Source organism: Mesorhizobium sp. M2A.F.Ca.ET.067.02.1.1, assembly GCF_004023285.1.
In the GTDB taxonomy this organism is placed as follows: domain Bacteria; phylum Pseudomonadota; class Alphaproteobacteria; order Rhizobiales; family Rhizobiaceae; genus Mesorhizobium.
Genome location: NZ_RZSB01000089.1, coordinates 1 through 12,226, shown reverse-complemented (window position 1 = coordinate 12,226; position 12,226 = coordinate 1). Strand labels below are relative to the sequence as shown.

Annotated in this window: 8 protein-coding genes and 1 tRNA gene; 5 read left to right on the top strand and 4 right to left on the bottom strand. The window is 61.1% G+C overall.

Going from position 1 to position 12,226, the window contains the following annotated elements; genetic code table 11:
• The 3 genes from EOA28_RS09930 to EOA28_RS09920 form a co-directional block, all read left to right on the top strand.
• The coding region (locus EOA28_RS09930) for an amidohydrolase (protein ID WP_128314860.1) at positions 1 to 671 on the top strand (671 nt) is incomplete at its 5' end.
• 110 nt (positions 672 to 781) lie between these two features.
• Positions 782 to 858 (top strand) — tRNA-Arg (locus EOA28_RS09925).
• Positions 859 to 1,292: 434 nt separating this feature from the next.
• The gene (locus tag EOA28_RS09920) at positions 1,293 to 4,688 is read left to right on the top strand and encodes an adenylate/guanylate cyclase domain-containing protein (protein ID WP_127251132.1); all 3,396 of its coding nucleotides are present in this window, start codon (positions 1,293 to 1,295) and stop codon (positions 4,686 to 4,688) included.
• Between the two features lie 179 nt (positions 4,689 to 4,867).
• Here EOA28_RS09920 and EOA28_RS09915 read toward each other — a convergent pair whose 3' ends face one another.
• Positions 4,868 to 6,169 carry an NAD(P)/FAD-dependent oxidoreductase gene (locus EOA28_RS09915; protein ID WP_348527709.1) on the bottom strand — a complete coding sequence of 434 codons (1,302 nt, stop codon included), beginning with the start codon at positions 6,167 to 6,169 and terminating at the stop codon, positions 4,868 to 4,870.
• Between the two features lie 377 nt (positions 6,170 to 6,546).
• Here EOA28_RS09915 and EOA28_RS09910 point away from each other — a divergent pair, with 377 nt between their 5' ends.
• On the top strand, positions 6,547 to 8,403 hold the full coding sequence (locus EOA28_RS09910; RefSeq protein WP_128314861.1) for an adenylate/guanylate cyclase domain-containing protein: 1,857 nt from the start codon (positions 6,547 to 6,549) through the stop codon (positions 8,401 to 8,403).
• A 63-nt stretch (positions 8,404 to 8,466) separates the two neighbouring features.
• Here EOA28_RS09910 and EOA28_RS09905 read toward each other — a convergent pair whose 3' ends face one another.
• The 3 genes from EOA28_RS09905 to EOA28_RS09895 are packed head-to-tail and all read right to left on the bottom strand — an operon-like array spanning position 8,467 to position 11,461.
• Positions 8,467 to 9,324, bottom strand: coding sequence for a carbohydrate ABC transporter permease (locus EOA28_RS09905; protein ID WP_127251130.1), 858 nt, complete (start codon positions 9,322 to 9,324; stop codon positions 8,467 to 8,469).
• Positions 9,324 to 10,244, bottom strand: a complete 921-nt coding sequence (locus tag EOA28_RS09900) for a sugar ABC transporter permease (RefSeq protein ID WP_348527708.1) — start codon at positions 10,242 to 10,244, stop codon at positions 9,324 to 9,326. Before EOA28_RS09900 ends, EOA28_RS09905 begins: the two co-directional genes overlap by 1 nt.
• Complete coding sequence (locus tag EOA28_RS09895; protein WP_245463452.1) at positions 10,241 to 11,461, bottom strand: extracellular solute-binding protein; 1,221 nt, start codon at positions 11,459 to 11,461, stop codon at positions 10,241 to 10,243. The genes EOA28_RS09900 and EOA28_RS09895 overlap by 4 nt, the downstream gene beginning before the upstream one ends.
• Here EOA28_RS09895 and EOA28_RS40115 point away from each other — a divergent pair.
• Positions 11,421 to 12,164 carry a hypothetical protein gene (locus EOA28_RS40115; protein ID WP_245501507.1) on the top strand — a complete coding sequence of 248 codons (744 nt, stop codon included), beginning with the start codon at positions 11,421 to 11,423 and terminating at the stop codon, positions 12,162 to 12,164. The genes EOA28_RS09895 and EOA28_RS40115 overlap by 41 nt on opposite strands.
• The last annotated feature ends 62 nt before the right edge of the window (positions 12,165 to 12,226 follow it).

The window sequence follows — 12,226 nt, the reverse complement described above, 5'->3', positions numbered from 1 at the left end:
ATATGCCGGGCCTGCCGGTCGGCCAGTTCGCCATCAAGCCCGGTCCGATCATGGCCGCGACGGCCGAGTTCACCATCACCGTCAAGGGCCGCGGCGGCCATGCCGCGATGCCGCACGGCACGATCGATCCCATCGTCATCGCCAGCCAGCTGGTCGGCGCGCTGCAGACCATCGCCTCGCGCAGCACCGATCCGGTCGAGGCCGTGGTGGTGTCGGTCACGAAGTTCCACGCCGGCGACGCCTATAACGTCATCCCCGAAAGCGCCGAGATCGCCGGCACGGTCCGCACGCTGAAGAAGGAAGTGGCCAAGAAATCGGAAGAGCGCATGCGCGCCATCTGCGCCGGCATCGCGACCGCCTTCGGCGCCACCATCGAGGTCGATTACGACGCCAACTACCCCGTCACCTTCAATCATGCGCAAGAGACGGTCTTCGCCAGCGATGTCGCCGCCGACGTCGCCGGCGACGCGCATGTCCATCGCGCCATACAGCCGGTGATGGGCGGCGAGGATTTCTCCTATATGCTGGAAGCCCGCCCCGGCGCCTTCATCTTCATCGGCAACGGCGACTCGGCCGGCCTGCATCACCCGGCCTACGACTTCAACGACGAGGTCATCCCGCACGGCATGAGCTACTGGGTGAAGCTGGCCGAGACGGCCTTGGCCGCTTGACGCGCAGGCTTGGCAAGAGGAGGCGGCCGCCTATCGCAAGACGGCCGCCTGATCGGCTTTCAGACTCCTCTTGGCGAACCGGCCCGAAGCGTTTATGTGTCGGGCCGCGTGGTCCCGTAGCTCAGTAGGATAGAGCGGCAGATTCCTAATCTGTAGGTCACAGGTTCGATTCCTGTCGGGATCACCATGAATTTCAATGGCTTGGCTCTGAAGTCGCCGTACTATTTTTGCTCGAAAAGTACGGCAAATTATGCAGACCTGCAAACTTTAGGCCATGAGCGACCTTACTATCGGTGTCGGTGAACGGCTGAAATGGGCCGAAGCCGGACCGTCAGGTCTCGCCTGTCGTTGCTTCAATAGCGGCCCTTCTGCAGTCGACCCGATTCCGGCAATAGCGATCTGCTTAGTCGAAAGCGGCCTTTGACGCTGTCGCGACGTCTCGGCCGACTTGGGTCATCAGTTCCGGTTCCGGAAGGACATTCTTGCGCCGCCACTTCCAGACATTTCTGGTCCTATTAAGGGGACCTTCAGGCTGAGGCCGAATCGACTCTCTCGGACCCGTTTTCACGCATCCATGAGGGCCTTTTGGTGTATTATTGTACTTTCATACAGGAGGGGGAGGTGAACGTCGCCACCTGGCTTCGCGGTATCGGCCTGGGACAATACGAGAAGGCCTTTCGCGACAACGATGTTAGTGGAGAGGTTCTTGCCCACCTGAGGGCCGAGGATCTGACGAGACTCGGCGTGACCTCCGTCGGACACCGGCGCAAGCTGCTCGATGCGATTGCCTCACTGGCCCCTGTTTCGAGGTCGGCGCCCGTTGGCGCATCCGCATCGCTGACGACGGCGCTGCCTTTATCTGCCCCGCCAGCGGCGGAGCGGCGGCAGCTCACGGTGATGTTCGTCGACCTCGTCGGGTCGACCGAGCTAAGCCGACAGCTCGACCCCGAAGAACTGCGGGCGGTGATGCGGCGTTACCGAAGCGCGGTAACCGAAGAAGTGGAGTGTTTGGGAGGGCACGTCGCCAAGTTCTTGGGCGATGGCATTCTTGCATATTTCGGCTGGCCGAAGGCACAGGAGGACGCGGCTGAACGGGCTGTCAAGGCTGCCCTTCGCATTGTGGCAGCAGCCGGTGGAATCAAGACGCAAGAGGTTCCTCACCTTCGTGCACGCATCGGGATTGCCACAGGGTTGGTGGTCATCGGAAGCCTAGGGGAAGGGGAGGCAGAGCGCCCGGACGAGATCGTCGGGGTGACGCCGAACCTCGCAGCACGGCTGCAGCAGGCGGCAGGACCGGACCAGGTTGTGATTTCCGAAACCACCCGGCACCTCGTCGGAGGGATTTTTGACCTGGAGGACCTGGGAAGGCAGCCGATCAAAGGGATAGGCCCCTCGGTAGCTCTCTGGCGGGTCCACGGCATCGGGCGCAGTGAAAGTCGGTTCGAGGGACTTCACGGCACGATGCTCACGCCGTTCGTCGGCCGAGGCCGCGAGATTGATCTGCTGCTCGAGCGCTGGGGGCGGGTCAGGCGAACGATGGGCCAGGTTGTCCTCGTAACCGGGGAACCCGGGATCGGAAAATCGAGACTGGTGCGCTTTTTCGTGGATCGACTGAGAGGGGACCGGCTCCAGGCAATCCATTTCGACGCCTCGCCGTACTACACGAACTCGGCGCTACGGCCCGTCATCTCGGAAATCCGGCGCTCTGCGGAGTTTGCAAACATTGACCCGGACAAAACACCGTTCAGGAAGCTCGAGCTTCTTCTCGGAAGGGCTTTGCCCGATACCACCGGCGCCATCCCTGTCATCGCCGATCTGCTCGGCGTTCGCACCGGCGAGCAGCATTCGTTACGTGATCTGACCCCTCAGCAGAGGAAGACCATAACTTTTGAAGTGCTGCTGAACTGGGTTGAGGGGCTCGCGACGCGGCATCCGCTGCTCATGGTCGTCGAAGATGCACAATGGCTCGACCCGACGACGCTGGAACTGGTCGATCGGATCAACAATCGGATCGCCCAATTGCCCGTGCTGCTGCTCGTCACTTTTCGGCCGGAGTTCAAGCCGACCTGGAGCGGCGCACACGTTGACTGTATCGTGCTCGAACGGCTCGATCCGATTGAGGCGGCCGCAGTGGCCGAGGCCGTTGCGGGCAAGCGTCTTCCGCAGGAAGTCTTGAACGAGATCGTCGCGCACACCGACGGCGTTCCGCTGTTCATCGAGGAATTGACCAAGGCGATGCGCGATCTCAACGTCCTTGTCGACGCAGGGGATCATTTCGACCTTTTGGGATCTCTGCCTGCAGTCACGGTTCCCGTGACACTTCAGGACGCGCTGATGGCTCGGCTCGACAGCCTGCCACCCTCCGCAAGGCATGCCGCGCAAGTCGGTGCCGTGATTGGGCGGGAGTTCGATCGTGCGCTGCTGGCGAGCGTGAGCGACATGCCTGCCGATGAATTGGAGACGGCGCTCTCGGAACTGATCGGAGCCGAGCTAATCTTGAGCGGCGGCACCACGGCCAGCCCGGCAAATATCTTCAAGCACGCTCTCATTCAGGACGCCGCCTACGAATCGCTCCTCAAAAGGCGCCGCCGGGAACTGCACGGCGCGATTGCCGACGCGCTGGTCAACAGATTCAAGGACACGGCCACAGCCCATCCCGAACTCGTCGCTGGCCACTACGGCAGGGCCGGGCTCGTCGAGCAGGCAGTGCCATATTATCAGGCTGCGGCACGCACGGCGATCATGCGCTCGGCGACAAGAGAAGCGTTGGGCCAGCTCAATAACGGTCTCTCGCTTCTCGAAAAGCTGCCGGAAGGCTTGGAGCGCAACCGACTTGAACTCGGGCTCCGCCTTGCGCTCGGCGATGCGCTCCGGGCGGCTAGAGGCACGGCGGCGGTCGAAACGGGCACCGCTTATGCCCGCGCCAGATTCTTGGCAGGGCAAACGGGAGCGGAGCACGAGAACCTCCGTGCCTGCTATGGCGAGTTTCTCTGTTACTACAATCGCGCGGAGCTCGACCGCGCGCGCGAAGTCGAAAACGAGCTGATGCGCGCGGCGGCGCGCGCATACGGCGAGGGTGGCCCAATCGGAGCGGACGCAGCCGGATTCGTTGCCCTTTGGATGGGCGATTTTGCCACCGCACGCTCTTTCCTGGAACAGCGGGTCTCGACAAGAGCACCTGACCTGGACCCTCTGCTCGGTGCGGACATCGCCGACGCCGGACCGAACCTCTACCTTGCCCGGACGCTGCTCATTCTGGGCTACCCCGAGCAGGGGTACCGGCGGTGTCGGCAGGGTCTGGAAACTGCGGAGAAAACGCGCCAGCCCTTCGCGATCGCGTTGGCTCTCGCCAACGCGTGCGTCTACTACCACTTGTGCAAAGACTGGCTCGCCCTTCGGCGCGACAGCGAGCGCCTGATTGCTCTCGCGTCCGAAAAGGCCATGCCTGCAATGTTGAACAAGGGACGGGGCTTTCGAGCTGCCGCACTCATCGCTGAAGGAAATGCAACCGAAGGCCTCGAGACCCTCAAATCCTGCTACGAGCACGACGTGAACGCCGATTACCTGGTGATGATGCCGTACTACGGATCTATTCTGGCTGAGGCTTACCTTAGTAGTGGCAACGTTGAAGATGCGCGACGCGTGCTCGACGACGCGTTCGAGCGTGCGACTTCGACCGGCGAGCGTTGGTTTGATGCCGAGCTGTACCGACTGAAAGGGGAGTTTGCTTTGCGCGAGCCTGGTCGCGATGGCGACTTGGCGGCGGAATCTTTCGGCAAATCGGTAGAGACTGCCGGGGCGCAGGCCGCCAAATGGTGGGAGTTGCGAACTGCGACGCAACTCGCACGCCAGTGGGCGGAGCGAGGCGCCGGGGAGAAGGCCCACGATTTTCTGACACACGTTCGCGACTGGTTCACCGAGGGTTTCGAAACTGCCGACGTCAGAGAGGCCGAGGCCCTGCTCAGCGAGTTGGAGCGTGCTACGCTATTTGGCTCGCCTTCGGCTCGGCGTGAATAGCCCTGGCCGTTTGTTGGTGGAAGGGGCAGCGCGTTCAACGGGCGCGGTCGCGCCAATTGCAGTCGTTCCAGTCTTTCACGATCAGAAAAAAGCGAATTGCCCAGATTTGCTTCTGAGTGAGGCGGTCGCTTGGTGCCGACTTTTTTCCGGCGTTCCAAGCTAAGCGCTCGCGTCTAGCATCATCGAATTGAGAATGGCCCATGTGAGTTCTCCGCGGCCGGGATTGGCCGAAGTATTCGACTCACTTTTGCTGCAATGTGGCTCACCAGATGGTCCGCCTCCTCTGCAACGGCCGGAATGGTGCCTGATTTCCGCGTTACCCCAAAGTCGAGGCCGGCGAAATAGAGCCCGGGAATGGTGCCTATACCGTCCTCGTGCTTCGGCTGGCCGGCCTCGTCGAGAGCCCCGGGAACCTTCACCCATGAAAAGTCGCCCGAGAATCCGGTGCACCAGATGATCGAGGAGATGCCGCTTGCGGCCAAGCCGATCGATCGGATCGGCGGGCTCGGCACGCTCGACGCAACCGTTTCGGCAGGATCATCCTCAGCCGGCGGCGCATCGATGCCGGCGCGCTCGATGTACTCGTCGATAACCCGCTTCGCGTAGGCCGAGGTTTCGTCTGCGAAGCGCATGTGGTCGTCGACGTCATCCCCGAAGGCCAGGCTGCCATTCACGATGCCATTGAAACGCCCGAGCAATACGACCCCTTGGGCGCTAAGCGACTGCAAGCTGATTGTGTGGGTCGCGCCGAGCAGCGGGCGCGCCGGAGGCCTGCCGCCGTTTTCCACGATGAGCTGACAGCGCGGCACGTCGGCAAAGCCGGAGATGGTGAGCCAGTTGAACGAGTCGCCACCCCTGTAGCGGCGCACTAGGCGGCCAGTGCGGCTGGTCGCCAGAAATACCCGACGTCCGGCTTGCACCAGATCCTCGGCGATCTGTCCACCCGATTGACCACTCCCGACGACGAGCACGGCGCCCTCAACAAGCTCGGCCGGGTTGCGGTAGGCTGAGGAATCGACCTGGCGAAAAATGGTCGGCAGGTCTGACCACCAGGGTGGCCGGACCTGGCGGCACTGGTTGCCCGTTGCAATCACGATCGAATGGGCCACAAGCGTCTCGCAATCAGTCGTGACCCGGTAGGTGCCGCTCTCGGAATCCAGCCGCTCGACCGCCACCCTGGTGCGCACCGGCAAGTGGTACCGGTCAACATAGCCTTCCAGATAGGCGACGAATTCGTGGTGCGTTATCGCGCCCCAGGGGTCCGGCCCGTCGTAGGAGTCGCCGGGCAGCATGGTGCGTAAATTCGTCGAGTTCAGACGGAAAGAGTCCCAGCGCTGAGTTCGCCACGTCTCGCCTATGCAGCCTCGCTCGAGAACCTGGTGCGTGCAGCCACGTTGTTGCAGGAAATAGCTGACGCCAAGCCCGGCCGAGCCAGCGCCTATGACGATCGCATCAAGAATCCCCCTCATGGTCCCCGCCAAAATCGTGCCGCCGACAACGACTGCATGTGAGGGCGAACGACACCAGGCTCACCCTGGAAATGCGGCAGCATACTGCAAACAGCTGTTTCCGGGAATTGCAAAGGACGAAAGCATCCCCGCCCCGAACCTCTGTCGACTATCGACTGCCATCTCTTCTAATCACGATATCGTCTTCCGCTGACAGTCACTCACGGGTGCGGTGCCAAGGGCTGATCCGAAGCGCAAGGCCGACGTTCGGCAGACCGGAGCGCTTCTGATCCTGTCGTGGCGGGAAAGCATCGGTTGGTCCAGGCTCACCGACGGAACAGTGACACTTATGGACTTGTCTGCACGCCGTGACTATCCTGATGCAGCAGTCACGATCGTTCTGGTGCCGGATGGCCAAGCAAAGCGCGCCGCGACGTCTCGCCGCGATAATGAGCGCGGACGTCGTGGGGTATTCGCGCCTGATGGGGCTCGACGAAGTGGGAACTCTCAAAGCGCTCAAGCAGCGGCGCAGCGAAGTCCTGGCACCTCTCATCGCCAAATACCATGGGCGTCTCGTAAAGGTAATGGGCGATGGGGTTCTGGTGGAGTTCGCAAGCGCGGTGAACGCCGCCCAATGCGCGCTTGATCTGCAGCACGAAACAGCAAAGGCGAATGGGTCACTGCCTGAGCCCAAGCGCATAACTTTGCGCATTGGGGTCAACCTCGGTGACGTCATCGTCGAGGGGAGTGATATCTATGGCGATGGTGTCAATGTTGCGGTGCGGCTCGAAACCGTCGCGGAGCCTGGCGAAGTGTGCATTTCCGCGAGCGTGTTCGACCAGGTAAAGCGCAAGCTCGACGCCACCTTTGACGATTTGGGAGAGCAAGCACTAAAGAATATTGCTGAACCCGTGCGCGTGTATCGTCTGCGGCCGCCGCCGGGCGGTCATATCGAAAGTGTCATCGAACCGACCCCGCCGAGGCTTCCCGCCAAGCCTTCCTTGGCGGTTCTTCCGTTCACCAACATGAGCGGCGATCGCGAGCAGGACGTCTTCGCGGATGGGCTGACTGAAGACCTAATCACCGACCTGTCTAGAAATGAGGGGTTGTTCGTCATCGCGCGACACTCCACGTTTGCTTACAAAGCCAAGGCGATAGACGTCCGCCAGATCGCCCGCGAGCTTGGCGTCCGTTATGTGTTGGAAGGCAGTGCGCGCCGCCTCGACGGACGCGTTCGGATTAACGTCCAGCTTATCGACGCGACCGGCGGCGATCACCTCTGGGCTGAGCGGTTCGACCGCAGCGTCGAAGACATATTCTCGGTGCAGGACGAGGTAACGGGCAAGATTGTCGAGGCCCTTGTCGGCCGACTTACCACTTTGCCTGCGCGCAGCCGCCCGAAAAATCTCGAGGCCTATGAACTCTGCTTGCGAGCGCGTCCACTCATCGCCCACCTTGCCGGATCCGCCGAAGCAATCCGCGAGTGCGAGATCCTGCTGAGAGAAGCGGTTACGATCGAGCCGGATTATGCTGAAGCCATGCGCTGGCTGGCCTTCACGCTTTGGTCGTATTGGGCTCACAGCATAGGCTCGCCGGAAACCAAGAGGCCGGAGTCGATCGAGTTTGCGCTTCGTTCCGTAGAACTCGACCCGAACGACGCTGGCAATCACTGGGTGGTTGGCTACCTGCAGGCCTATGAGCGTCGTTGGGCAGAGTCGGAAGCCGCTTTCGCCGCCGCTCTGGCGCTCGATCCCAACCACGCGGATACCCTTGTTATGAGTGCCGAAATGCTGATGTGGGACGGCCGTATCGTTGAGGCCAGGGACATGATCCTCAGAGCTTTTCGGCTTAATCCGCACCCAGCCGGCTGGTATTTCTGGATCTTGGGAATGGTCCATTACGCTGCCGGCCGATATGATGCGGCAATCGACGCCCTGCGCAATGAGGCGACCTATCGCTCGGGATCAAGGAAGGTGCTTGCAGCCGCGCTTGCAATGGTGGACCGCGACCGCGAAACTCGTCGAGAAGCGAACATCTTTATAGCCAATAACCCCCAGTTTTCCCTGGGACGGTGGGCTGCCTCCCAGCCGGCGCGCCATTTGGTCGTGGTCCAATACTTCGTCGAGGGGATGCGCAAGGCCGGGCTGACTGACAAGTGTGCCGTTGGTAGCGCTGTAGCGAGTGAGCGGCCTGCCGGTGGTCATCGGCGCTTTCCGGCAGGGTCTGGATTATTGACGCGCGACAGGGCGGAGATCGTGTTCCACTAACGCAGACCGCCGTCTCAAGAATTGCGCCGTTTGCGGCATTGCTCCAGCTGTGGCCTACGGACGCTATTTGGTTGAACCTGCAAGCAGGCCGGAAATGAGGTATCGATTGAGGAAGATCACCAGCAGGCAGGGCACCGCAATGGCGATAGAACCGCCGGCCATGATAAGCCCGTAGTCGACGAAGTTCTTCCCTGCGAATTCCGGGATCAGAACCGTCAGCGGCTTTGTGTCCTTGGGTGAGAAGACGAGCGGCACAACATATTGCCCCCAGGCACCGAGAAAGGTGAGAATGGCAGCCGCCGTAAGTCCTGGTGCCGCGATCGGCGCGATGATGGAAAAAAGAATGCGCATATGGCTTGCCCCATCGATGCGCGCCGCCTCTTCCAACGATCGCGGCAGCGTGTCCATGACGCCTTTCAGGAGCCAAAGGCAAAGCGGTAGGAACGCCGAGACGTAGATGAGCGTCACGCCGAGATAGGCGTCGATCTGCCGGATCGACACCATCAGCCGGAAGAGCGGGATGAGAACCGCATATCCCGGCACCGCCATGGTCCCTACCACAGCATAGAAGAGCACCTCACGTCCGGGAAAGTTCAGGCGCGCGAAGGCATAGGCCGCAAGCAGCGACATCAGCACGCAAAGCACGGTGGCGGCACCCGAAGTGAGTATGCTGTTGAAAAGCGCAAGCCGAAACTCGCCAGCCACGTCGACGCCGCCCATATGCCCGTCAAGCACGCCAAGAAGCCTCAGATAGTGCTCGCCGGTGGGATGCTCGGGAAAAAGATGAAGCGGCCGCGCATTGAACTCGACCGTCGGCGTCAGGCTGGAGGCGAGTGTCCAGTAGATCGGAAGAAGCGACCAGGCGAGCAGCAGCGCAACGCCGGCCCAGATTCCAAGACGGATGTGCCAAGGTTCCTTCATCAGTCAAGCCTCGTGCTGCGGTGGATGCGCAGCACATAGCCAAGCGATATGGCGAGCGAAATGAAGGTGACCATCAGCGACAATGCCATGCCGTACGAGAAATTGAGTTTCTTGAAGGCCTCAAGATAGATCTGCAGCAGGATCGGCCTCGTCTCCAGACTGTTGCGGGCAAGCACGATCGCTTCGTCGAACAGGTTGAAGGCCGACACTGTGGCATTGGTCATCGCCACCGCGATCGCGCCGCGCGTCAGCGGCAAGGTAATATTGCGGAACATCACCAGGCGACTGGCACCGTCCATGCGCGCGGCCTCATAGAGGTCGCCCGGAATACTTTGCATCGCCGCCAGCACGATAACGATGGTCAGCGGCAACATGCGCCAGATATGCACCACCGAGACTGCAAGCATCGCGCTGGTGCTGTTGTTGAACCAGAGATGACCCTCGTAGTCCAAACCGATCATCACCAGCAGCCCGTTAAGGAGGCCGGGGCCGGGCGAATAGATCCATTGCCATATGACCCCGCTGACCACGCCGGGCAGCGCCCACGGCAGGACCACCGCTGCCAACACCCACTGACGCCCGCTCTTCAACTGATTGATGAGTGAAGCCGCAAGGACCCCCAGCACCGTCTCGGCGAAAACGGCGATTACGACATATTTGAAGGTGTTCAGCCAAGCCTGCCCCACCTCTACGTCGCTGAAGACGCGCGTATAATTGGAGATGCCGACGAACGGGGTCCCTGCTTGCATCGGGTTGACGCGGTGCAAGCTGTCCCATGCGGTGCTCAGCAGTGGGTAGAAAACGAGCCCGCCCATGGTGAGCAGGATCGGCAGCACCATCAAAAAGGCGGTCGTGGCGTCCCCAACTTTGCGGGCGCCACGACCTTGTCGCGGGAGGACGGTTACCGTTTGCGACGTCACTGCTTGACGGCTTCAGCCGCGGCCTCGGCGATACGCTGAACGGCCTGCTCCACACTGATCTCACCTTTTGCGGCGCTGTTGATCGAGGTGTTTACGGCCAGCGAGAATTGCGGATACCAGGCGGGCGCGCCAGATGGGAACAACGCCTCCACGGTTGGCGCCTGTTCGACAATCGCCTCGCCGCTGACCAGTTTGCCCTGTTGCTGCAGCTCTGCGAGCGCGGACGTGCGCGTCGGCAATACCCCGTTTCCGTAGTTGTGGATCTGATAGTCCTTGGATGTCATCCATTTGATGAATTCCTTGGCCGCTTCCGGGTTCTGGGCATTCCTTGGGATGCCGAGGCCCTCCAGCAACCCGAATGAGCGCGTCTTGCCGCTTTCGGTGGCCACCGGAATTGCCTGAACCTGCCCGGCAACGACAGACTGTGCGGGATCATTGTAAGCGCCAAGACGGCCCGGTTCGCCGCTGATCATGATGCTGGTCAGGCCCTTGGCGAAAAGTGTCTCATTGATCTCACTGTCTTTAAGACCGGTGGAGGCGGGGTCAACCAAGCCCTCCTTCAAGAGCATCATCTCGAAGGCCATCGCTTTGTAGCCGGCCGAGTCCGGCGCCGTGAACAGAGGTTTCATATCCTTGTCGAAAAGATCTCCGCCGAACGCCTTGGTCAGAAGGTACCAGCTTGTCGATGCGCCTTCGGTCGCGGAAAGCGGCAGGCCGATCGGATACTTTACGATTCCCTTGGCCTTGACGGCCTTCGCCGCCGCTACAAGCTCGTCGAGCGTCTTTGGCATGACGGTCACGCCGGCGTCGGCGAACTGCTTCTTGTTCACCAGCATGACGCGAAAGTCGTTCGTGTAAGGAATGGCCAGAACCTTGCCGTTCACGTTGAAGATCGTCGACCCCTTGATGTCATCCAGGGTCGCGGCGTCAACGGTGTCGTTGAGCGGCGTATACCAGTCTGCCGCAGCGAACTGGCCGGTCCAGGACCAGTCAAACTCGGTCACATCGGCCGGCGCCGTGCCAGCCAGCAACGCCGTCGAAATCTTCACCGACACGTCGTCCCATGACGCTGTCTGCATATCGAGCTTGATGCCGGTGGCTTTCTCGAAATCGGCCGCCATGTTTGCATCCTGAGGCGAGGGTAGGAGCACCGAAACTGTTTGTCCCGCAAAGGGCTTGGCATCATCGGCCAGCGCAATTCCGCTGGTAGTGGCCATCAAAACGACGCTGAAGGCGAAGACCAGATCAGACTTCGGCAAACGCATGATTATCTCCCGTGACGTCGCGAGCGGGCAGCATTGTTCCCACTATGCTTTTTGGCCGCTGCCCGCACCAATAGACGGTAAAGCTATCGCTGGAAATTCTGATATTCTTGCCGGTTTCGACCCAAATTTTCAGGTTTTTCAGCCCTTCGGTCTGTCGCAGGAGCAAAAAACGGGCGCTGGTAGTGAAGCGTCGACATCCGGGTTACGTTCAGGGGCGGAAGCGGCGGCGGTAGTCCTTCGGCGTACAGCCAACCTGCCGCTGGAAGGCATCGTAAAAGCGGCTGAGAGAGCCGTGGCCGCTTTCGAAAGCCACTTCGATAATTGCCATATCGCTGTCGGCCAAAAGCTTCAGTGCATGGTTGAGCCGCCGGCGGCGCAGATATTGCGCGATGGATTGTCCCAGGACCTTCTGAAAGGTCGCGGTTGCGTTCGTCGGATGGAGTCCGCCGACAAGCGCTACGTCCGCAACGTTGATCGGCCTGGCGAATTCGTTGTTGATGAAGGTCGTCATCTGCTGCCCCCGCGCAACCACCCGCCGGTCGGCGACATGCATCGCCTGGCGCCGATGTTCAGCTTCGAGGGCGCCCAAGCCTATCTCGGCGATGCGCGGGTCGGCCGCCAGCCGGCGAAGGCGAAGGCGAACCTCGTCGCGTAATATGTCGGCGGCCAGTTCGCTGTTGGTGTCCCACTCTCGCGCCCAGCGCGTCACCAATAATG